A 22634-nucleotide genomic window follows, 5' to 3' on the forward strand; every position below is an offset into this window, starting at 1 on the left:
GTTGGATAATTTAGAGCTTTGTGAGATCTTTCTCACGGTTATCCATAAGACGTACCGTTAGTATGCGCCCCACGAGATAAGCCAAACCTTTTTGGCGACACAACTCAAATGAATTAAACAAAAGTATCATGGTCCCTCTGACCTTGTGGCCGTACAGCGAACGCCCTACAAAAAATAATGATTTTCTGGCGGCCACCCTACTCTTCCTTCTCTTTATCCAACTGTCTTTATTACGCTTTTACATCATCAGCGTCTTGAACCGCTAAGCGCGCACCTTGCAGTACTAATGCTGTCAGCAAACGAACTTCTGAGGCCAACTCATCATTCCAAGCAGGCCAAATTCGAGAGATGTACGCATTATTGCCTTCGCCCGGGCTCATGAAGCCATCATTGAATGCGTCAGCCATTTTCTTCAAAGATTTCTCTTCGTCATCGACCCACTGACCACGGCTAAAGCCCGCTTCAACACAAGCCAACGCCGTTTTCGGGAAATAAGGCAAAGGCTTAGTCATGCCTTCGAAGAATAAGCGAACTAATTCAGTCAGTAGATGTTTGGCATACTGCACATCGGCAATTTCTGGGTAGATCAAATGCAGCGCGCCTTCTTTACGATCGTAGCCAATCAGATGAGTTTTCTTGGCATAACCCGACGCCGACATGGCAAGGTGATCGATCCACGCTGCAAGGTAATCCTGCGAGCGAATCTTACCGCTTCGGTAACGAATCAACCCAGATTGGTAACACTGGGTTAGCCAACCTGTTAGGCGAACGTTTTTCTCTTCGCCTTCATTTCGCTCAAACAAGGAATCAAACGTCAGGTCGATTTCCAAATCGTCTTGAGGCGCACCAGATAAAAACGCCAGTTTGTCCACCAGCTCTTCCGCCTGAACTCGGTTGGTTTCAAACTCGATATCACCAAACGCCCCCACTGGCAGTTTGCCTTGCGCGCGCTGTTGACTCATAAAGTGTTTAAGCACCTCTGCTTTTTTCTCTGGCTGCGTCAATGTCGTTTCAAGCAAGGTTTCTAACAGCTCATCTCGCATTTGATAGCTTTCCAAACCACCTAAAACAAAGGGTTCGTCGTCTTCCATCACCGGCAGTGGCGGTTCAAAGATTACTTTTAAACGACGATTGAAAAAATACTGCACAGGTAAGCGCCAGAAACGTTGCAACTCGACTAAGTCGAGCTCAAGTGGGAACGTCGCTCCTAACAGATTGTCGTCTAATGCCCGATTAAAATCACGACGAACATAGCCTTGCGATTGACTACTTTGAGTCAATGCCGCTGGAATCCACTCTTTCGCGTAGCTGGCGGGCATGCCTTGGAACGCACTTGGGCTAAACGGCACCATGGCGTGGGTATTCACCAACGCATTTAATAAGTTGTCGCCAGACTCATCAACGGGCAACGCTTCATCACCACTTAAACAATAGTTTTGGTGGCAGTATTCCATCAGCTCAGAAACCAGAACCGAAGGCACTCGCTCGGTATTGTCTTGGATTGAACGGCCAACATAACTGATGTAGAGCGTTTGCTGTGCCGATAGCATTGCTTCGAGGAATAGGTAACGGTCATCATCTCGGCGCGAACGGTCGCCCGGTTTGGTTCTTCCCGTCATCAAGTCAAAGCCTTCTGGCGGCATGGAGCGTGGGTACACGCCGTCATTCATCCCCAGTAGACAAACGGTTCTAAACGGAATAGAGCGCATCGGCATCAGGGTACAAAAGTTCACTTGACCAGCCAGGAAGCGCTGGCTGACTCGTGTGCCAGATAATTTGTTTTGAAGGTATTGGCTGATGATCGACGGCGATAACGCATCATCAAATGCGGCATCAGCTAATTGCTCTTTGAGTTGGCTGAGCGTATCGCGAATGGATTTGAGCGCCATTTCGCCTTCTAACTCAACTGAGAAGAAGTCATCCAGCAGTGAAACCAAAGTCTCTCGCCAACCATCAATAGTCTGAACATGAGAAAGTTTGCTTCGATAAGTGCTAATTTGTTGGATAAAGTGTGCCAACTTGCCCGCAAGCTCTGCGCCCATGCCTTGCACTTCGTTGTATGGAGATAAACTGCCTTGCTCGGTTTCAAACAAACCTGCGGATTCTGGCATCGCGTAGCCAAGCAACATGCGTTGAATACCAAATTGCCATGTGTTTTGACGGGTTTCCGGCAGTTCAAATTCGCGTCCGGTATTGGCATCCAACCCCCAGCGAATTCCCGATTCTTCAACCCATTGTTTGGCTTGTAAGAAATCATCTTCGCTGAGTTCAAAACGCTTTAATATCGCCGGAGTTTCCAGAAGTTCGAGTAGTTCTGATGCCAAACAGCGCGTATTGGGTAAGTTCACCAACTGCATAAATGCGGCCAGAATTGGGCTCTCTTGATCGGCGGTTCGGTCAGAAATCGAATAGGGAATAAAACGCTCACCCGGTGCGTTACCAAAGACCGCCTGAATCGCAGGGCTGTAAGCGTTGATGTCTGCGACCATCACGATAATATCGCGCGGTTTTAACGTTGGGTCAGCATCGAACATCGCCAATAGTTGATCATGCAGCACTTCCACTTCACGCATCGGGCTGTGACAAGCGTGTAGGCTCAGTGATTTATCACCCAAGCTAACCACTTGTTTGTGATGACTGTTTTCAATCTGTTGGTCATCTTGATGTTCTTCAAGATTGAGAATATCCGCTTGCAATTGATGGAGCAGATTGTCGCGCTCAACATCAACAAACGCTTCAATTTCATGGGATTCCAGCTGAGACAACAGATACATATTGTCACGCCCGAGTTTACCCATGGACGCCAACAGACTGTTTCCGACCACATCGGTGTGCAGCTCATCGACCACGTTATCTTCCAATGAACCTTTCAGTTGCTCCGTTTCACCTTGCACTTCCGAGTGATCGTCCTGCCACACAACGTGCTGACGATGTTTCGCCGCCAAACGAGCCAGATACTTGCGATCTCGAACTTCACCCCAGTAATAGCGACACGGGTTGGTGAACATCAGATGCACATCGATATGCTCACCAATTGCTTTTAGCGCATCCATATAGCGAGGCGGTAACGAAGAAATGCCAAAAACAAACAAACGCTTGGGTAAATGGTCAAAATTGCCGTTAAAACTCGCTAACGTGTCGATAAAGTGCTCATAAAGGTTGGCACGGTGATAAGGAGACTGCCCTAATGACACTGTGTGATCGTACAACGCTTGCCATAAGATCGGCTGCCACGGATGCTCATCTTCCAGCTCTGGCACACTCTGCCCAGCTTCCCAACTTGCGATCCATTCCGGACGATACACCAAGTAACCATCGAAAATATCGGCAATTTTCTCAGCCAGTTGATACAGCTTAGAGTGGTCACTGTCATCTTTGAGGTACTGCGCTAACGGCGAAAACACCTCTTGGTTGAGAAGCCCCGGCAGCAGATGCATCAACTTCCACGTCATCGCTTCTTTGTTAAACGCACTGCGTTTTGGCACGTCTGGCAACACCTGCGTAAACATTTCCCAAATGAAGGTAGCAGGGAGCGGAAAATCAATGTTCGCGGCAACACCAAACTCTTTGGCTAATTCCATTTTTAGCCATTGAGACATGCCCGGACTTTGAACCAGAATTTGTTCTTTTTCGAACGGGTTTTCCAGCGGACTGATTCGAATCAGTTCGACAAGGAGTGATTTAAGAACGTCAACTTGGTTGGAGTGATAAACAGTAAACAAATTGGGAATACCGAGCGCCGATTGAAACTGTTAGCTAGCTTAGCACAGCCCTATTTAAACCCGCAGTGATCTCGTGTTCTGAAAAAAGTAAAAGGTTACATATCGCTCAAAATGGACAGAAAACATCACCTTTTCAAGGCGTAAGCAAAATCTTACACAGCCATACAAAATGTGACATTACTCGCAACTATTCCATAATAAAAAACACTGTTTTATACTCTTGCTACCTATAATTTATAAATATATAAAAAGTATGTTTCGCAAACTGTCTTCCAACAGCGCTTGGCTGATTGCTTTTTTTGCTTGCTTTGCAGTGTATCTGTCGATCGCTTGTTATCCTTTTGTGTTGTCTAACAATCAGAATGAACCGCTAACCTTGTTGCAAGGTTACTATTTGGTTTCAACTCAATATGGCTGGCTGGGCTTGATCGCTCTTCCATTTATGTTGTTGAGTTTATTGCTCTCTTTTCTACCGACTCGAGCATTCAAAGGCATCGTGATCGCTATCGCGATCTGTCTATTGATCATGTTTAAAGTCGATATCCTCGTTTTTCAGCAATACAAACTTCACATCAACGCTCTATTAATCCGTATGTTTTTCGAAGGTGGCGGTGATGTCTTCGATATTTCGTGGATGAGTTGGCTTATCTTCGTCAGTGAAGTTGCCGTTCTGGTGATCGGGCTCGCCTGTACCGTTTGGGTAAGTAATAAACTGGCACAAAGCCGAGCTAAGTTCGTTTTGATCAGCGTCTGGTTTGCTGTATTGCTCAGCACACAGATGATTCATGCGTACAAAAACGCGCTTTACGACGATGAAGTCAGTCAGTTTTCGAATAACTGGCCACTTTACTACCCGCTGACGGCTCGTAAATTTATTTACAAACACGATCTAGTGGATGAGAACATTGCATCGAAGAACCGCGTAGAGTTAACCAACATTGAACGTAGCTCACTCAACTACCCGCTTGCACCCATTCAAGTGCAAAGCAAAGAGAAGCAGCCCAATGTTTTGTTTATCTTGGTTGACGCGTGGCGCTACAGTGATGCGACGCCGGAAGTCATGCCAAATGTCAGCAAGTTCGCCAAAAAAACGGTGAATTTCACACAACACATGAGCGGCGGCAACTCAACTCAAGCGGGTATTTTCAGCCTGTTTTACAGCTTGCCAGCAACCTACTGGGAAAGCTTTTACGCAAGCCAACGCTCTCCTGTTTTTATGGATACGCTGCAAGCAGAAGGCTACCGCATGGGCATTTTTGGCTCTGCACCGCTCACCAGCCCGCCACTTTCTCGCACGGTATTCAAAAAAGTGTCGGACTTGACCTTGAAACAAACTGGGGAAACAGCTGTAGAGCGCGATCAGCAGATAACAGACAAGTTCATTGAGTTCCAAAAGCAGGACAGCGACAAGCCGTACTTTGGGTTTCTGTTCTACGATGCCGCCCACGGCACGGTGTTTCCTGAACCTGAATTTGCGAAATTCAAACCATACTGGGAACGCGTTGACCACATTTTGCTCAACAACGACTTTGACGCTTCGCTTTACCACAATCGATACAAGAACTCGTTGTACTACATCGATAGCTTGATTGGCGATGTGCTGAAAAACGTCGACTTAGACAACACCATTGTGGTGATTTCATCTGATCATGGTGAAGAGTTTAATGACCATAAGATGAACTATTGGGGCCACACGGGTAACTACAGTGACGTACAAGTGCATGTGCCTCTTTACGTGTACATGCCAAATCGTCAACCAGAGCAAATTGATTACCGCACGACCCATTTTGACGTCGTGCCAACCATGATGAATACGCTGTTTGACGTTCAAGGCACAACGAGTTCATACAGCGTTGGTCATAACTTGTTTGATAGCTCTGCCCCTCGCGATTGGTATATTGCTGGCAGCTACTACAACTATGCATTGGTCGGCAAAGAACTGATGCTTGTGGTCAATCCTGGCGGGCACTCTCAGCAACTGAATCGCCAATTAAAAGTCGAGAAAGAACAGAAAGTTCCTGTCGATATCATTCGTCATTCTCTGGATGAGATGTCGCGATTTTACAAAAAAGGCTAGCGTCCAACATCGACGCCGATTGAAATAAAAAAGCCTCTTGGTTGTAAGACCAAGAGGCTTTTTCCTATCTGCTATTTAAGCGTGATGAGCGTGCATCAAGCGTGGCTGAATCAATAAGTTGTTGATGTATTGTAAAGCCACATAAGAGACAACAAATGTTGCCACAATCAACTCAAGACCAGCTAAGCCGCGCACTTGTTGAACATAGTGCGCAGCCAATCCTTGCAACTCCATCCAATTCGCCATTTTAAACAGCGCCGTCGCACCGATCACCATCGGGAAAGTGAACGCCGCATAGCCTGGGCTAAATGGCAGTCTAAGCAATTTAAAGAATGCGAGGTAAATGATGGCTGTCATCAATACCGCGATACCAAATAGCATAGCGATGATCACTGGTGATGGTGTAGCAGTGACCGTTAAGTACCCTGCCAATGATAAACTTGCTGGCGCTGCCATGATTGCCATTGTTGGTTTCGCTGCATCCGGAATTTCATGGGTAAACATGAAACGGTAAATCATCATCGGCAACATGATCGCGTACGCCACCATACCAAACATCAATGCACCTTGTGCTACTGGTGCTAACATCGGGTTACCAGAGAAAGACACATCCGCAACGATGATACCCACAGGCGGTACAAACCAACTAGGAACCATGTGGTGCAATTCAAAATCTTTGGCGCGATGGTAAACAAAGCTCACCAAGAACACGATGTGCAGAACCACCGCAATCAGCCAAAGCACATCACCAGCCAATGGGTAAAAATGGCCGAGAGAGTTCGATACCACCATAGTGCCCATCGCAAATGTCGGAACCACGCTGCCCACAACCGGATGAGCAAGATCTTGTCTCAATAGATGGTTATGTAGCAAAAACTTGGTTGCCAATATAGCCAACAATACGCTCGCGATACCCGCACTAATCCACTGTCCGTAGCCATGTAATTCGGCGAAGTTTTCCCAACTCCAGCCTAAGCTTGCAATACCAAGAGCCAAACCCGCCATCGGAGTTGGTGCTCCCATTACTTTTGCTTTTGTTCTTTGAATCATGATGACCTCAACCAGACTCACTCTTGATGGAGCGTATAATACGCTTGCACTTCGTTCCGATATATCTAATTATTTAAAACAAACGTTCAAAATTACTTAACGGTGGGGTATGGCAAGTCACATTTCTCTTAAACAACTGAAAGTGTTTACGACGATCACGCAACACAAAACGCTCACAGCAGCTTCTGATAGTCTCTTTTTATCAAAAGCCGCTGTGAGCATGGCACTCTCAGAATTAGAAAAGCAGATCGGCCATCACTTGTTTGATCGTGTTAATAACCGACTGATTTTGAACCAAGAAGGTCAAAAACTGCTGCCACTGGCGGATGAGTTACTCAACCGAGCCAAGGACATCGAGAGCATTTTCGATGGTGACCAAGCGCTATCGGGCCAACTTCGCATTGGTGCCAGCGACACCATTGGCAACCAAGTCGCGCCCTATTTGCTTAGCGAATTTCGTCAGCAAACGAACCATCGCTCTCAAAGCCTGTTCATTTCTAACTCCGCACAAATCTGCGACATGCTGACCGATTACGAGTTAGACATAGCCCTCATTGAAGGCAAAACACTTCACCCTGAATTGCAGTCTACCCAGTTTAGCGAAGATGAAATGTGCGTGATTTGCGCGCCCGATTACCCAGCCGCGCACGAAGGGCCAGTAAACTTAACCGAGCTAGAAAACAGTGAATGGATATTACGAGAGGCGGGATCTGGTTCACGCGAATTTTTTATGCGCGTTGTCGCGCCGCGCTTGGAACATTGGCATGAAGCTTTTCAGCTCAATACCACCGAAGCGTTGATCAACTCAGTATCTGCTGGGCTGGGCTTAGGCTGCTTGTCACGCTTGTCTGCAGAACCTGCTATTCGTGACGGTCGTGTAAAACTGCTCGACATGCCTTTAGATATGAAACGCCGCTTCTGGTTACTGGTTCATAAAGAGAAATATCAAAGCCCATTGCTCAAAACGTTTATCGAATTTTGCCAAGATTGGGAACGACCAACCAACCTTCCTTTGGGGAATAAATCCGCAAAGTGAAACCAAGATAGTTTAAATGCTAGTCAGTTAGTTGTACGTGTCTCTCATTCTGAGGCTTGTCGCTAGACTTGATTGGTCAAAAACTGTATAAAAAGCCAGTATCAATACACCAAATTAGGGGACCAACCATGGCTGTAATCGTCAAGTACGTGGTAGAACGCAATGGAGAAGAGAAAATGACTTTTACCTCTAAAGCGGAAGCTGACGCATACGACAAAATGCTGGATATGGCAGATGAACTATTCACGCTGCTAGGTAAAAGTGAACTTCTAGAAGACGAAGGCAAGCAAGAAGATCTTGCGATGTTCCTTGCGCAAAACAAAGAAGAGTTGCTTTACGCAATCGGTGCAAAACGTAAACCTGCACCAAAGAAAGCAAAAAAGCTTGAAGCTGTAGAAGAAGAGCAGCAAGAAGACGCAGCATAATCCAATGACTGCCCTTCAAATAACGCCGCATCTTGTGGCGTTTTTTTATGCCTGAAAGCATAGAGCATAATGAAAGAACACCCTTTCTTTCTAGATCCGAGACAAGAAACTGCCTTTTCTTAATTTCAGCAAAACTCTCCCAATAGACCACCTCGTAGCCACATTTCTCATCAGACAGACATATCTCCCAAAAGACAAAAGGTATCCATCTACAGACTTTCTCCATTTCCCCCCTTTAAACTCCCCAATACTCTCTTTATGATGGCTGACAACGTAATTATTTCTTGTCAGTGAACAGACGAGACACAAGACTCAACACATGGAGATCAATTATGGCTTTCTTTTCTCTAGCCTTTGGTACGGCAACTAAAAACCGCGACGGTAAAATCATCGAAGCGTTTTTCCCAAACCCAGTTCTTAACCCAAGCGACGCACTTGTTAACGCACTGGCTGCAGTAGCAGGTTACGAGCAAGGCAACCAAGCTATCGAGATCTCTGCAGCACAAAGTGCAGAACTTGCGGCAGCATTCGAAGCAAACGGCGATGCAGCAAACGCATCTTTCGCAACCAAAGCAGCAGAATCAGCACAACCGCTTGTACTGGTTATTCTAGCTACGGATGAACAGCCACAATCTGTTGCTGAAGGCTTCCTAAAACTTCAACTTATCTCTAACCGTCTAGTGAAGCCACACGGCACAGTACTGGATGGCATCTTCGGTCTGCTGCACAACATCGCATGGACAAACGAAGGCCCAATCGATCTACCTGAGCTGGCTGAGCGTCAAATCGAAGCTCGCCTAGCTGGCCGTACGCTAAGCGTAGATTGCGTAGACAAGTTCCCTAAAATGGTGGACTACGTGGTACCAACTGGTGTTCGTATCGCAGACACTTCTCGCGTTCGTCTTGGCGCACACGTTGGCGAAGGCACAACTGTTATGCACGAAGGCTTCATCAACTTCAACGCGGGTACAACTGGCGTGAGCATGGTTGAAGGCCGTATCTCTGCTGGCGTAGTTGTTGGTAACGGTTCAGACATCGGTGGCGGCGCATCGATCATGGGTACGCTATCTGGCGGCGGTAAAGTGGTGGTTTCTATTGGTGAAAACTCACTACTAGGCGCGAACGCTGGACTTGGTTTCCCAATGGGTGACCGTTGTACTATCGAGTCAGGTTTGTACGTGACTGCTGGTTCTAAAGTGCGCATGCTAGATTCTGCAGGTCAAGAAGTCGAAGTGGTGAAAGCACGCGACCTTGCTGGTGTTTCTGACCTACTGTTCCGTCGTAACTCTGTGACAGGTCAAATCGAGTGTCTTGCAAACAAGAGCGCGGTTGAACTGAACAGCGAACTGCATAAAAACAACTAATAAGAATACGAAAATCCCCCAGCAGGAAACTGTTGGGGGATTTTTTTAGCTTAAAGCAAAATGTGTGAGTGCTGATTACTGATTTAAAAAACTGACTGCTTTATCTGGGAAGTCAGTAAACAAACCATCCACTTTCACTTGGTTGTAGTACACATCCATCATGCCTTCAAAGCTGTCCGTGTACGCAGGAATACGTCCTGGATCGGCACGGAACGTGTATGGATGAACTTGCAAGCCAGCATCTTTTGCAGCCTTCATCAACGGCTTGATGATGATATTGTCTTTGGTTGACTTATCATCCACCAGCATCGGCTTCCAAGGTCCAATACCTTCGGCGTAACTCGCCACTTTCTTCATGCCGTCGGCTTCGAACATCCAATCATAGCTGTATGGCATTGCTGTATCGCCTTTGTACACCATAGTTTCGTTCCAATCGGTGTAAGCCATGAGCTGAACGAGCTTTAAATCCATGTCCATTGCTGGCATCAACTCACTGTTAATGCGTTGCAGTTCATTCGCATCAAAACACTGCAGGTAGACTTTGTCGTCTTGCGAGTCGTAACCGTACTGCTTCAAGACTTTAAGCACCGCTTTAGAAATGTCTTTGCCTTCGTGACGATGGAACCAAGGCGCTTTAATTTCTGGGTAAATACCGATGTCGTAACCCAAAGTTTTATTGAGGCCTTGGATCAGTTCAATCTCTTCAGCAAACGTCGGTACGGTGAAATCAGATTTCCACATTGGGAATCGGGTTGGATAACCGGCGACTTTTTTGCCGTTTTCGTCGATATTGAACCCTTCGGTGACTCGCAGAGATTTGATTTCTGCCAGAGTAAAGTCAATCGCGTAATAACGACCATCTTCGCGTGCGCGATCAGGAAAACGCTCCGCTACATCCGTGACGCGATCCAAATAATGATCATGCAACACCACTAACTGATCGTCTTTCGTCATCACGACATCTTGCTCGATGTAATCTGGTTTCATTGCATAAGCCAAAGCTTTGGCTTCTAAAGTGTGCTCCGGTAAATAACCAGAAGCGCCGCGGTGAGCGATAACAAGCGGCTTTGCAATTGCGCCAGCAGATAGGCTAAGCGCTAAAAATGTGAGACATACTGACTTGGTTTTCATTGTTATATCCTTGATAAAGCGAAGAGGCAGTATTCCACTGCCTCTTTAAATAAATATTACGCTAGCGCTTCTTGTTCCTTTTCGCGCTCTTTTTGCTCGTGGTGTGCGCGCTCGCCTAGAAGCGCATACGTCAAACACACGATGGAAGTAATACATGAACCAATTAGAATGATGAAACCGCCATCCCAACCGAAATGGTCCACGGTGTAACCAAGAACCGCGTTCGCAGCCACCGCACCGCCCAAGTAACCAAACAAGCCAGTTAGACCAGCAGCAGTACCCGCTGCTTTTTTCGGCGCCAATTCAAGTGCATACAAACCAATCAGCATGACAGGGCCGTAAATCAAGAAGCCAATCGCGATAAGAGCCATCATATCGATAGTTGGGTTACCCGCAGGGTTGAACCAGTAAACCAATACCGCCAACGTTACCAATACCATGAACAAGATGCCTGCAGGTGCACGACGGCCTTTGAACAGTTTGTCCGAAATCCAACCACACAATAACGTGCCAGGAATACCCGCCCACTCGTATAGGAAGTAAGCCCAAGACGATTTATCTACCGAGAAGTCCTTCGCTTCTTTTAGATAAACGGGTGCCCAGTCCAACACACCGTAACGGATCAAGTAAACAAACGCGTTTGCAATCGCAATCGACCACAACAGTTTATTGTTGAATACATACTTGAAGAAAATTTCCTTCGCCGTCATTTCCTGTTCATGCGACTTGTCGTAGTCATCTGGGTAGTCATCTTTGTACTCTTCAATCGGCGGTAGACCACAAGACTGAGGCGTATCTCGAACCGTCATCCAAATGAACACCGCAACCAAAGTGGCGAAAAATGCAGGTACATAAAATGCGGTGCGCCAATCATCGTTAAATGCCCACAGACCCAAAATGAATAGTGGACCAATCAAACCGCCACCCACGTTGTGCGCCACGTTCCAAACCGAAACGATCTCACCACGCTCTTTACGTGACCACCAGTGCACCATGGTTCGCCCACAGGCCGGCCACCCCATACCTTGGAACCAACCGTTCAAAAATAGAAGAATAAACATCGCCGTGATGCTGCCTGTTGCCCATGGCATAAAGCCAAAGCAGAACATAACCAAAGCTGACATCAACAAACCGCCACTGAGGAAATAGCGCGGGTTAGAACGGTCAGACACGCTGCCCATTAAGAATTTTGAAAGGCCATAAGCGATTGAAACAGCGGCCAAAGCAACACCAAGGTCACCACGGCTGTAACCCTCCTCGATGAGGTACGGCATCGCTAAACTGAAGTTTTTACGAACCAAATAGTAGCCGGCGTAGCCAACAAAAATACCGATGAACAGTTGCCAACGGAGGCGAGAATAGGTGCTATCAATGCTATCTGGGGATAGACGATCAATGTGCGCCTTAGGTTTGAATATTCCAAACATAGGAACCTCATTATATATATGCGATGGTAAAGAACCCAAAAGGAGCGAACGAAACAAAATTAACATTCGTTCGAAAGTTTCTGCATTGTATGAGGTTAGGATTTAATTTCTGTGATAAATGTTGCATAGGAATTAATTATTAGTAAATACAGCAAATTAGCCACCATTAATTAGACAACCGTTCAACTTTACTCAGAATTCGTTAATATCTTTTCTTGATCAAAAAAGAACATTTAATCACTCACATTCGAAACTAAACAAAATAAAGGCTCGAATAGGAACACAAATTCGAGATAAATGATGCTGCATGACGCATTAAGCTAAGGAAAAATCAGTAATAACAAAAGTGAAGAAAAAGTTTGGTGTTTAGTTTCAAACGAAATAAAGAGCCCAAAAACAACCAAGTTCTACTGAGGTGCACATTTCGTACACTTAGCGCGATGAACACACTTTTGGAAGGCAAAATCCATATCGTACTCTCGTTCTACGCGAGTCCGATTTTATCGTCGTGCGTTCTAGTTATTTTCTTTCAGAATCTCCCCCAAAGCCTTTGCTGTATCTGGCTTTAACTACCTCTTAGGGATTACTTTTCACACAAACTATTGAACGATAATCCACCATTGACGAACCAGCTTCACAAAACTCCTCTTACCAGTTGTGCATTTGTTTTCACATCGGTAATTTGAGCGCTGAAAATGACTCACTCATCCCTATAAAGAGCTTTCTATCAGTTTCCTTTCTGGTCAAAAGATGCGCCATTTAACAAAAACGAAGAGTTTGGTTAACAAATTCATGCTCAAACGCTCATTTTTAATGCTCGTTTGTTTTCGCAAACGTTTATATGTGCACAATACTATCGTGCTAGATAAGCAAAAATAACTATAGGACTCTTAACATGACAACCAACAAACACCCCTCTCTGCTCGGAGAATGTTTGGCCGAGTTCATCGGTACAGGACTACTCATCTTCTTCGGCGTTGGCTGCGTCGCAGCCTTAGTGTTAACAGGCGCATCTTTTGGACAATGGGAAATCAGTATTGTATGGGGCTTAGGTGTCTCCATCGCGATCTACTGTACTGCCGGCGTTTCTGGCGCACACATCAACCCAGCCGTAACCATTGCATTAGCGATGTTTCACGGTTTCGATAAAGCGAAAGTGGTGCCGTACATCATCGCTCAGATGTTAGGTGCATTTTTCTCTGCCGCTTTGGTTTACAGCTTGTACAGCAACCTTTTCACCGATTACGAAATCGCACACAACTTTGTACGTAGCAGCCAAGACGCCCTTGCAACGGCTGGTATTTTCTCAACTTACCCACACGCTTCTCTTTCTTTCTTTGGCGCATTTGCTGTGGAATTCGTCATTACAGCTGTATTAATGTTTGCCATTTTGGCTCTGGGTGATGAAAACAACGGTGCCGCTCGTGGCGCGATGAACCCATTATTGATTGGTATTCTGATTGCGGTTATTGGTGGTTCTCTTGGTCCACTGACTGGCTTTGCGATGAACCCAGCTCGTGACTTTGGCCCTAAACTGTTCGCGTACTTTGCAGGTTGGGATTACGCACTGACCGGCGCTAAAGACATCCCTTACTTTATCGTTCCCCTTCTTGCTCCTATTGCGGGTGCTTGCTTTGGTGGTTGGTTATATCCAAAAGCGATCGCGGCGTACCTCCCTCGCCAAGGTCACGGTTGTACCATTCCAAACCAATGTGATACTGAAGAAGAAACAGAAGAAGCTCGAGCTTAACCGCTTGCCAATTACTAAAATATAAATAACGAAACAAAAGGATTCTTACCATGACTGAGCAAAAATACATTGTTGCCCTCGACCAAGGTACGACAAGCTCTCGCGCTGTTATTCTTGATCACGACGCCAATATCGTAAGCGTCGCTCAGCGAGAGTTTACTCAGATTTATCCACAAGCAGGTTGGGTTGAGCACGATCCAATGGAAATCTGGGCAACACAAAGCTCTACATTAGTTGAAGCTTTGGCTAAGTCAGGCATCCGAAGCGACCAATTAGCTGCCATTGGTATTACGAACCAGCGTGAAACCACCATCGTCTGGAACAAAGAAACAGGCAAACCCGTCTACAACGCGATCGTATGGCAATGTCGTCGTACCGCAGACATTTGTGAAGACCTAAAAAGCCGCGGCTTAGAAGATTACGTTCGCGACAACACCGGCTTGGTGCTTGACCCTTACTTCTCTGGCACTAAAGTTAAGTGGATTCTGGATAACGTAGAAGGCGCACGCGAAGATGCAGAAGCAGGTAAACTGCTGTTTGGTACCGTCGATACGTGGTTAGTATGGAAGATGACTCAAGGCCGCGTTCACGTTACTGACTACACCAACGCATCACGTACCATGCTGTTTAACATCAACGACCTATGTTGGGACCAAAAGCTGTTGGATGAGATGGGCATTCCGGCGTCAATGATGCCAGAAGTAAAACGCTCTTCGGAAATTTACGGCAAAACGAACATCGGTGGTAAAGGCGGTACTCGAATTCCTATCGCAGGTATTGCAGGTGACCAACAAGCGGCGCTATACGGCCAAATGTGTGTGGAAGCTGGCCAAGCGAAAAACACATACGGCACAGGTTGTTTCTTGCTGATGAACACTGGCCAAGAGAAAGTCACCTCGAAGAATGGTCTGCTTACCACTCTAGCTTGTGGTCCGAAAGGCGAGCCAGCTTACGCACTTGAAGGTGCTGTGTTCATGGGTGGTGCCTCTATCCAGTGGCTACGTGATGAACTGAAAATCCTAAACGGCGCAGAAGATTCTGAATACTTCGCAACAAAAGTGGACACATCGAACGGCGTTTATGTAGTACCAGCCTTTACTGGCCTTGGCGCTCCATACTGGGATGCTTACGCACGTGGCACCATTGTTGGTCTTACTCGCGGTGTGAACTCAAACCACATTATCCGCGCGACTCTGGAAGGCATCGCTTACCAAACTCGTGACGTATTGGATGCGATGCAAGCTGACTCTGGCATCAAGCTCGCAAACTTGCGTGTTGATGGCGGTGCGGTAGCAAACAACTTCCTAATGCAATTCCAATCGGATGTATTAAACACAGAAGTGCACCGCCCACAAGTGACTGAAGTAACGGCTCTTGGTGCTGCATACCTGGCAGGTTTAGCGGTTGGTTACTGGAACAGCATTGATGAGCTGCAAGATAAAGCAGTGCTTGATCGTACGTTCGAACCGCATGATGACGAAGAAAAACGCAACCGTCGTTACAAAGGTTGGAAACGCGCTGTGAAATGTGCGCAAACTTGGTCTGAACTGCACGACGAAGACGATTAATTTTTCTCCCAAACGAACAAAGAGCGCCATTTGAGCGCTCTTTTTTGCGTCTTATCCCCGATTCCTACCTGCCTTTACTTCTCACAACGCGCAAATTCGAGCACAATAGCGCTTCGAATTTGAAGCATTGGCCGTTACCAATGCACAAGGGAGTGGTAAGTGAAGCAAATACCTAGACACCAGCAGATTGTTGAACTGGTGAAAAAACAAGGCTATGTCAGCACGGATGAGTTGGTAGAAAGATTCAATGTCAGCCCACAAACCATCCGACGCGATCTCAACGAACTCGCAGACGACAACAAAATTCGTCGCTATCACGGTGGTGCAACCATCCCTCTCAGTTCTGAAAACACATCTTACAACACGCGTAAAGCGCTTAACTTCAATGAAAAAGATGTCATTGCAGAAGAGGTGGTGAAACACATCCCTGACGGCGCGACGCTATTTATTGATATCGGCACAACACCAGAAGCCGTCGCACGTGCGCTCACTAAGAGCCACAAGCAGCTACGCGTAGTCACCAACAACATCAACGTGGCAACCATTCTCTTCCCTAACCCAGAGATTAAGGTCATCTTAGCGGGTGGTGAAGTCCGCAGCCGCGATGGCGGTATCGTAGGCGAAGCAACGCTCGATTTCGTGAAACAGTTCCGTCTCGATTTTGGCATTCTCGGCATCAGTGGCATCGATTTTGATGGTTCCCTATTGGACTTTGATTACCACGAAGTACGCGTGAAGCAAGCGATCATCGACAACAGCCGCAGCGTATTTCTCGCCGTCGACCACACCAAGTTTGGTCGCAATGCCATGGTGAAACTGGGCAACATCGCACAACTGAACATGATATTTACTAACAAACAGCCACCAGAAGAAATTCTCGCGATCTTAAAAGACGCCGCAATTCCCCTCGAAGTGGTCGAAGCGAATGTAACATCAGCAGACGCCGAATAGATAAATCGCTCAAATTTGAACCTCAAAATGACCTCTGTCTTAATTAGACAGAGGTTTTTTTATGCCCAAATCACACAAAACGCTCACAAACGAAAATAATAGATGATCACAAACGAAACCTGAGCTAGGATTAAATCATGTTCTAAAATGCTCGTTCGCTCACCAAGAGGTCAAATTCATGAGTATACAAAAAAATACTTCCACAACTAGCTCATCCACTCTTTTAGACTTGATCGTTATCGGTGGCGGCATTAACGGGGCTGGCATTGCAGCTGATGCAGCTGGCCGCGGTTTGAGTGTCGGTTTATATGAAGCTAACGATTTTGCATCAGCAACGTCTTCAGCAAGTTCTAAACTTATTCACGGTGGATTACGCTACCTTGAACACTACGAGTTTCGTTTGGTTTCGGAAGCGCTCGCAGAGCGTGAAGTGATTCTACGTAAAGCACCACACGTCGCTCTACCAATGCGTTTCCGTTTGCCTCATCGCCCATTCCTACGCCCAGCTTGGATGATCCGCTGTGGCCTATTCCTTTACGATAACTTGGGCAAACGCACAACTCTACCTGGCAGTAAAACCGTCAACCTTGCAAAATCTGGCTTGCTAAAACCAGAAATGAAAACCGGTTTCGAATACTCAGACTGCTGGGTTGATGACGCTCGTTTAGTCTTGCTGAACGTTATGGCGGCTCGTGAAAACCACGCCGAAGTACGCAACTACTGTCGCGTTGAAAGAGCACACCGTGAAAACGGCGTATGGCACGTAACAATCCATGACGTAACAACAGACCAACGCTTCGAGCGCAAAGCGAAAGCTCTGGTTAACGCTGCTGGTCCATGGGTGAAACAGTTCTTTGATGAAGGATTGGAGCAAACCTCCCCTCGCAACATTCGTTTGATCAAAGGCTCGCACATCGTTGTTCCTCGTATCCACAACGAACCGCAAGCCTACATTCTTCAAAACAAAGATAACCGCATCGTATTTATGATTCCTTATCTAGATAAGTTCTCAATCATCGGTACGACAGATGTGGAATACAAAGGTGACCCACGTGAAGTGGCGATCTCGGATGACGAAGTTGATTACCTCATCGACATCGTGAACCAACACTTTGTCCACCAGCTTACTCGTGAAGACGTGGTTTGGACTTACAGTGGTGTACGTCCTCTGTGTGATGATGAGTCTGACTCACCGCAAGCGATCACACGAGACTACACGCTAGAGCTCGATGCAGAGTACGATCAAGCACCATTGTTGTCAGTATTCGGTGGCAAGCTAACGACTTACCGTAAACTCGGTGAAGCGGCGATGAAGAAACTGGAACCGTACCTACCTCAAATGGGTGGTAACTGGACAGCAAATCAAACGCTACCAGGTGGTAACTTTAGCTGCACCCGTGAACAGTTAGCGAAGCAAATTCACGCGAAATACCCATGGGCACCGCAAGCGCTGATTCTGCGCTATGTGACTCAGTTTGGTACGCAAACGTGGGATTTGATGGAAGGCGCATCCAGTGAAGCCGATCTTGGCCAAGCGTTCTCAGAGCAAGCAGGCGGCGTATACCAACGCGAGATCGATTACTTGATGAATCATGAAATGGCGCTAACCGACGAAGACATTTTATGGCGTCGTACTAAACTTGGTCTTTACATGAACGACGAAGAAAAACAGGCACTTGCCGACTACCTGAAAGAAAAGTTGCAACAAAAAGTGGTCAACCTTTCTCAGGTTAGCTAAAAAGCTCCTCCCCCTCACCTATGACAAAGCCTGCCTCGTTGCAGGCTTTTTGTTTCCCTTGTTGCTGTGCGGTTCTTATTGCTTCACTTGCTTACCAATAAGAACAATTATTCATAGACATTTGGCGTAAAATGCAATCATACTCATTTGAATAATTATCCCCCATGACTTCAATGTGAAGGCATGAGCGCGTTGCAGCGTGTAGTGCGCTCAGTCATTCTCGCTAAGTTAAGCATCTGGAGATTATTGGGGTATAGGCTCATACAAGGAAAAGAAAATGGGTTTTATGATTGAACATTGGGATTTCTCAACCCCAATGGCGACTCAAGAAACAACAGCGACGGAACACATTCAACCGAATCATTGGTACCACTGTGAAAGGCTTCATCCCGATATTCGTAGCTGGCTAGAGGACAATCACGTACCACGTGCGACGGTCGATCATCTGCTAGCCGACGAGAGCCGACCATCTTTCCATCCTTTGGATGACGATAACTTCATGCTGATCTTACGAGGCATCAACATGAACGAGAATGCGTCGCCAGAAGACATGCTCAGTATCCGTATTCTCTATTTTCAAGGCGCACTGATCTCGACTCGTAAGATCCCATCACGTGCAATCATGGAAATTCGCCAAGCATTAGCAGAGCACAAAGGGCCGAAAAGCCTAGCGAGCTTACTGAATCAAATCATCGAAGGGTTGAACGGCAAAATCGACTTGTATCTCGACACCATCGAAGAAACATTAAACGAGTTTGACGTCAATGATGAGTCAACGTACAACCACATTGCGGCACAAAAGGCGCTTATTTCCATCAAACGTTTTATTCGCCCTCAGCAATATGCGATTCGTGATTTGATCGAGTCAGGGTCAGAATTAGTAACATCAAGACCTCACCAATATCGCTTCGCGCATAACAACATTACTCGCATCAACGAAACGATTGAATTTTACCTTGGCGAAGTGGCGCTTTTCCAAGACGAAATCAAACACAACCGAGACGAGAAAACCAATAAAAACAGTTACCTATTTACTTTAGTTGCCACCATTTTCTTACCAACCAGCTTCCTAACAGGACTACTTGGTATCAACATTGGTGGCATGCCGGGCGTAGAATCCTCCATGGCGTTCACTTGGTTCTGCATCGCTTTGATTGTGATCTTTGGCCTAGAGTGGTTGCTGTTCAAACGCTTAGGGTTCACGAACAAAACGGATGATGAATAAGCGATAAAACCGTAAAGCGCAGAAACCAAAAGAGGAGCGTGTCGCTCCTCTTTTTTATCACTCAAGTCTAAACGCTTTATCCCGGATGACCATCCACACGAGGGGTCACGAGCATCATACCAAAGTGCCACACAAACAGCCCAAACGCGACAATCCACAATCCGCCGCTGATATCAATCCACAGCATCATGTTCGCTGGGTCAAAGATCACGGCGAAACTGCGAACCAAAGCAGCCGCGGTAATCGCCGCAAACGCAAGGCCCATGTTTGGCCCTTTGTAGATCATGCGACCGGTGTGCCCCATCGTCACGCGCGCGATCATCGCCAAAATCAAACCGCCTAACGCACCTATCGCAAACAGGTGAATGAGGTTATGGCTGGCAAATGCATCTCCCCAAGCGCTTCGCAAAATTAAGCTTAGTGGCAAACACAAATACGCTGCATGCAGCGACCACACTAAAGGCTCGCTGAGGGTTAACCAAGGTTTCCAGCGAACAAAACGCACCAACTGAGCAACTCCTGCAAACAGCATCAACGGATTGCCTAATTCTGCAAACGTCACGGGGAAAAAGCTCAGCACAAATAGCATTACCAACGGCAAGTTCGCGAACCAATCTAACCACGGCAGTGGTTGTGCTTTTTCGAAATTAAATCGACGCGCAGTAAAGAATGGAATCACACGTCCGCCCATCACCGACAATAACAACGTAAACCACCACAACATCGCCTGCCACACCGCAGAAGAAGTAAACGGCGGCATGCCTTTTATCGTCGCGTAACTTGCAAAGTTCGCAAAGATGGCCAAAAGGAACAGAGGCACAAAAAATAAATTACGCCACCCTTTGGCTCGATAAACACGAATGCCTACCTCATAGGCAACAAACAGTAAAAATACCGCTTCAATGCTGCTGGTTAACCACAAGGGTACTGGCGTCCAAAGCAATATTCTAGGTGCTAACCACAAGCCAAATATGACCAAAAGCGTGTAATGCTTGGTGCCATTAATGCCCGTCCAGTTTTGTACAGCAGTCAATACAAAACCAACCACAATCGCCATCGAAAAACCAAATAACATCTCATGCACGTGCCACCACAATGCCGGTACAGCTAATGCGTTTGGCTGTCCGGTTTGGAACATCCACACCCACAACGCAATCGCAACAATGGCGTAAATCGACCCAAACAGAAAAAACGGCCGAAAGCCTAATCGCAGCCATGCGGGGATTTTTTCTTCCACTTTTTTATCGGTGATGTTCAGCATTATCTTGCCCTCAAGCGTCTCTCGATGCTGGTTAACTCAACTACGATGTTGATGCTACCATAAACATGCATAAAAAATACATGTTAAAAATTAAGATTATACTTAAGGGGTAAAATTTGTGCTTCATGGGCTGGTTAGGTATAAACAGTCCAAGACACAAAAAATGAGTTAAGGGATGCAACGAAGATGTACATATTTGGCTATGGCAGTTTAATCAATTCCGCGTCGCGCAAGTTAACAGGACAAACGGGAGAAGCCATTCCCGTCATTGCTCATGGACTGGTTCGCTACTGGGGAAAGATTGATGACAGCTACACTCTGTCTCCACTGGTTGTGAACCAAGGCAATGGACAGGTTAATGGCGTTTTACTCGAAGTGAATGAAGAAGCTCTCGCAGAATTCGATCGCCGTGAACGTGGCTATCATCGTATTCAAATTCAGCCAGATCAAATCGAAACGGACGCGAACTTTAACCAAGGACATGAGATTTGGGTTTACGTAAAAGACGAGCCACTACCACCGTGCGCAAACAGCCCAATCATGCAAAGCTATGTTGATACCGTGCTAGCAGGTTGCTTGGAGGTATCCCATGCATTTGCGGAGCATTTTGTGCGTCACACCATTGGCTGGCACCACGCGAAAGAAAATGACCGCCACCAACCCAAATACGGCAACCTTGCAGGCGTGCAAGAGCACCATTATGAGTTGATTGATAATCTGATCAAAAAAGGAGCCTAATGGCTCCTTTTTAGTATCTATGTTTGCATACGCGAACTTAGAATTTGTAGTCAACGCCAACGTAAAGGCTGTCAAAATCAAATTCGAGATCGCCACCACCTTCAACATCAATGGTTACTGTAGAAGCACGGTAGCCACCAGAAACAATCAGGCCTGAAGCAAATTCATAACCCACTTCAGCACCATAGTTAAAGCCAGCATCGCTGCCATCAGTCTTGCCAGTAAGGCTAGAAAGGTTTGACTTTGTCTCCAAATCAACGCCCGTTACACCAAGACCAACGACGGCACCAACATAAAAACCGGTACCAGAGAATTGGTACTTAGGTTTAGCATTAAGGTTGAACGAATAACCTTCAACTGTCGCTTCTAACCAATTACCCGCACCCGATTTTTTTTCTTCGAAGCTACCGTAGTAAACGTATTCACCTTCTAAAGCCAATTTGAAGTTTTTTGAAAATTGCAGTTCTTTACCTACTGCAATCCCCAAGCCAGTCGCCGAAGAGCTGTAAGAGTGTCCTTCAACTTTAAGATCAGAGTTAAGAACATCTGCGCCAACATACCAGTTACCTTTTGCTTGAACTGACGCTGAAGCAACCACTGCACCTAAAGCCAATAGTGGCAATACTTTTTTCATTATAATTTCCTATATTTTTCATACTGTTAAACAGTTTTAAAAGCGCGGAGATTATAAATAAGGTTGAATATATATCTATTGATTTATTTATAAAATGAGACACAAAACATAAACACGAACAATAAAACGTTTACTTGATTAAACTCTAAACAATTCTCACCCCGGTCGGCATCGCTCTTTCTGGCGTTAGTAACACACTTTCGGATTCATCATCCGTTTCTGCGCATAACAACATACATTCAGAGGTTTCACCGCGCATTTTGGCTTTGGCAAGATTACACAACACGACCACTTGTTTTCCCATCAACTCTTCCTCGGTGTAATAAGGCACTAAACTGGTTACGGTTTGCAGTGTTTTTTCACCAATATCAATCTGCACAATATACAGCTTGTCTGCATTTTGATGACGAGCTACTTCAATGATTTTTCCGGTACGAATTTCCAGTTTGGCAAAATCAGAGTAAGCGATAGTTTCCATAATTAAAACCCCAGTAAAGTTTTACTAAAAAGATAACGTTTACACTATCAGTAAGCTTA

General features: G+C 46.1%; 17 protein-coding genes. 10 read left to right on the top strand and 7 right to left on the bottom strand.

The window, feature by feature from the left end; translation table 11 throughout:
• Positions 1 to 230 precede the first annotated feature (230 nt).
• On the bottom strand, positions 231 to 3722 hold the full coding sequence (recC, locus tag NL646_RS13695; protein WP_253664333.1) for an exodeoxyribonuclease V subunit gamma: 3492 nt from the start codon (positions 3720 to 3722) through the stop codon (positions 231 to 233).
• Between the two features lie 253 nt (positions 3723 to 3975).
• On the opposite strand from recC, the gene NL646_RS13700 reads away from it, so the two are divergent.
• On the top strand, positions 3976 to 5799 hold the full coding sequence (locus NL646_RS13700) for a DUF3413 domain-containing protein (protein WP_053046910.1): 1824 nt from the start codon (positions 3976 to 3978) through the stop codon (positions 5797 to 5799).
• 75 nt (positions 5800 to 5874) lie between these two features.
• On the opposite strand, the gene NL646_RS13705 is transcribed toward NL646_RS13700, so the two are convergent.
• Positions 5875 to 6849, bottom strand: coding sequence for a TDT family transporter (locus tag NL646_RS13705; protein ID WP_005484954.1), 975 nt, complete (start codon positions 6847 to 6849; stop codon positions 5875 to 5877).
• Positions 6850 to 6958: 109 nt separating this feature from the next.
• On the opposite strand from NL646_RS13705, the gene NL646_RS13710 reads away from it, so the two are divergent.
• From NL646_RS13710 to dapD, 3 genes are all read left to right on the top strand, one after another.
• The gene (locus tag NL646_RS13710) at positions 6959 to 7885 is read left to right on the top strand and encodes a LysR substrate-binding domain-containing protein (RefSeq protein ID WP_005482339.1); all 927 of its coding nucleotides are present in this window, start codon (positions 6959 to 6961) and stop codon (positions 7883 to 7885) included.
• Between the two features lie 128 nt (positions 7886 to 8013).
• The gene (locus NL646_RS13715; RefSeq protein ID WP_005482297.1) at positions 8014 to 8310 is read left to right on the top strand and encodes a YebG family protein; all 297 of its coding nucleotides are present in this window, start codon (positions 8014 to 8016) and stop codon (positions 8308 to 8310) included.
• Positions 8311 to 8642: 332 nt separating this feature from the next.
• Positions 8643 to 9674: a 2,3,4,5-tetrahydropyridine-2,6-dicarboxylate N-succinyltransferase gene (gene dapD / locus NL646_RS13720; protein WP_023584102.1), complete on the top strand. Its 1032-nt coding sequence runs from the start codon at positions 8643 to 8645 to the stop codon at positions 9672 to 9674.
• 75 nt (positions 9675 to 9749) lie between these two features.
• Here dapD and glpQ read toward each other — a convergent pair whose 3' ends face one another.
• Together glpQ and glpT are read right to left on the bottom strand one after the other, a co-directional pair.
• Positions 9750 to 10805 (bottom strand): glycerophosphodiester phosphodiesterase, encoded by a 1056-nt coding sequence (gene glpQ / locus NL646_RS13725; RefSeq protein WP_005484945.1) that lies wholly within the window; start codon positions 10803 to 10805, stop codon positions 9750 to 9752.
• Between the two features lie 56 nt (positions 10806 to 10861).
• The gene (gene glpT, locus NL646_RS13730; protein WP_005456512.1) at positions 10862 to 12232 is read right to left on the bottom strand and encodes a glycerol-3-phosphate transporter; all 1371 of its coding nucleotides are present in this window, start codon (positions 12230 to 12232) and stop codon (positions 10862 to 10864) included.
• 895 nt (positions 12233 to 13127) lie between these two features.
• On the opposite strand from glpT, the gene NL646_RS13735 reads away from it, so the two are divergent.
• The 5 genes from NL646_RS13735 to NL646_RS13755 all read left to right on the top strand — a co-directional run bounded on the left by NL646_RS13735 (position 13128) and on the right by NL646_RS13755 (position 19464).
• Positions 13128 to 13982 (top strand): MIP/aquaporin family protein, encoded by an 855-nt coding sequence (locus tag NL646_RS13735; protein WP_005456607.1) that lies wholly within the window; start codon positions 13128 to 13130, stop codon positions 13980 to 13982.
• A 50-nt stretch (positions 13983 to 14032) separates the two neighbouring features.
• The gene (gene glpK / locus NL646_RS13740) at positions 14033 to 15550 is read left to right on the top strand and encodes a glycerol kinase GlpK (RefSeq protein WP_005456578.1); all 1518 of its coding nucleotides are present in this window, start codon (positions 14033 to 14035) and stop codon (positions 15548 to 15550) included.
• 159 nt (positions 15551 to 15709) lie between these two features.
• A complete protein-coding gene (locus NL646_RS13745; protein ID WP_005456614.1) occupies positions 15710 to 16501 on the top strand; it encodes a DeoR/GlpR family transcriptional regulator in 792 nt (263 codons plus the stop codon).
• Between the two features lie 178 nt (positions 16502 to 16679).
• The gene (glpD, locus tag NL646_RS13750; protein ID WP_253664334.1) at positions 16680 to 18239 is read left to right on the top strand and encodes a glycerol-3-phosphate dehydrogenase; all 1560 of its coding nucleotides are present in this window, start codon (positions 16680 to 16682) and stop codon (positions 18237 to 18239) included.
• A gap of 277 nt (positions 18240 to 18516) precedes the next feature.
• On the top strand, positions 18517 to 19464 hold the full coding sequence (locus tag NL646_RS13755) for a CorA family divalent cation transporter (protein WP_253664335.1): 948 nt from the start codon (positions 18517 to 18519) through the stop codon (positions 19462 to 19464).
• 76 nt (positions 19465 to 19540) lie between these two features.
• Here the strand turns inward: NL646_RS13755 and NL646_RS13760 are convergent, their stop codons facing one another.
• Positions 19541 to 20725, bottom strand: coding sequence for an NnrS family protein (locus NL646_RS13760; RefSeq protein ID WP_025635277.1), 1185 nt, complete (start codon positions 20723 to 20725; stop codon positions 19541 to 19543).
• A 186-nt stretch (positions 20726 to 20911) separates the two neighbouring features.
• On the opposite strand from NL646_RS13760, the gene NL646_RS13765 reads away from it, so the two are divergent.
• Positions 20912 to 21463, top strand: a complete 552-nt coding sequence (locus tag NL646_RS13765) for a gamma-glutamylcyclotransferase family protein (protein WP_025534310.1) — start codon at positions 20912 to 20914, stop codon at positions 21461 to 21463.
• Between the two features lie 37 nt (positions 21464 to 21500).
• On the opposite strand, the gene NL646_RS13770 is transcribed toward NL646_RS13765, so the two are convergent.
• Together NL646_RS13770 and NL646_RS13775 are read right to left on the bottom strand one after the other, a co-directional pair.
• On the bottom strand, positions 21501 to 22097 hold the full coding sequence (locus tag NL646_RS13770; protein WP_015297197.1) for an outer membrane beta-barrel protein: 597 nt from the start codon (positions 22095 to 22097) through the stop codon (positions 21501 to 21503).
• A 145-nt stretch (positions 22098 to 22242) separates the two neighbouring features.
• Positions 22243 to 22575: a tRNA-binding protein gene (locus NL646_RS13775; protein WP_005494151.1), complete on the bottom strand. Its 333-nt coding sequence runs from the start codon at positions 22573 to 22575 to the stop codon at positions 22243 to 22245.
• Positions 22576 to 22634 lie beyond the last annotated feature (59 nt).

The sequence above is a fragment of the Vibrio sp. Y20_XG_PY13 genome (assembly GCF_024181925.1).
GTDB classification, from domain to species: Bacteria; Pseudomonadota; Gammaproteobacteria; order Enterobacterales; family Vibrionaceae; genus Vibrio; species Vibrio parahaemolyticus.

Bases quoted from the DNA above. Each gene is read 5' to 3' on its own strand.
- NL646_RS13765 (WP_025534310.1), top strand. From the start codon at position 20,912: ATGTACATATTTGGCTATGGCAGTTTAATCAATTCCGCGTCGCGCAAG.
- glpQ (WP_005484945.1), bottom strand. From the start codon at position 10,805: ATGAAAACCAAGTCAGTATGTCTCACATTTTTAGCGCTTAGCCTATCT.
- glpD (WP_253664334.1), top strand. From the start codon at position 16,680: ATGAGTATACAAAAAAATACTTCCACAACTAGCTCATCCACTCTTTTA.
- NL646_RS13715 (WP_005482297.1), top strand. From the start codon at position 8,014: ATGGCTGTAATCGTCAAGTACGTGGTAGAACGCAATGGAGAAGAGAAA.
- NL646_RS13755 (WP_253664335.1), top strand. From the start codon at position 18,517: ATGGGTTTTATGATTGAACATTGGGATTTCTCAACCCCAATGGCGACT.
- NL646_RS13770 (WP_015297197.1), bottom strand. From the start codon at position 22,097: ATGAAAAAAGTATTGCCACTATTGGCTTTAGGTGCAGTGGTTGCTTCA.
- NL646_RS13710 (WP_005482339.1), top strand. From the start codon at position 6,959: ATGGCAAGTCACATTTCTCTTAAACAACTGAAAGTGTTTACGACGATC.
- NL646_RS13705 (WP_005484954.1), bottom strand. From the start codon at position 6,849: ATGATTCAAAGAACAAAAGCAAAAGTAATGGGAGCACCAACTCCGATG.
- NL646_RS13735 (WP_005456607.1), top strand. From the start codon at position 13,128: ATGACAACCAACAAACACCCCTCTCTGCTCGGAGAATGTTTGGCCGAG.
- glpK (WP_005456578.1), top strand. From the start codon at position 14,033: ATGACTGAGCAAAAATACATTGTTGCCCTCGACCAAGGTACGACAAGC.
- NL646_RS13775 (WP_005494151.1), bottom strand. From the start codon at position 22,575: ATGGAAACTATCGCTTACTCTGATTTTGCCAAACTGGAAATTCGTACC.
- dapD (WP_023584102.1), top strand. From the start codon at position 8,643: ATGGCTTTCTTTTCTCTAGCCTTTGGTACGGCAACTAAAAACCGCGAC.
- glpT (WP_005456512.1), bottom strand. From the start codon at position 12,232: ATGTTTGGAATATTCAAACCTAAGGCGCACATTGATCGTCTATCCCCA.
- NL646_RS13760 (WP_025635277.1), bottom strand. From the start codon at position 20,725: ATGCTGAACATCACCGATAAAAAAGTGGAAGAAAAAATCCCCGCATGG.
- NL646_RS13700 (WP_053046910.1), top strand. From the start codon at position 3,976: ATGTTTCGCAAACTGTCTTCCAACAGCGCTTGGCTGATTGCTTTTTTT.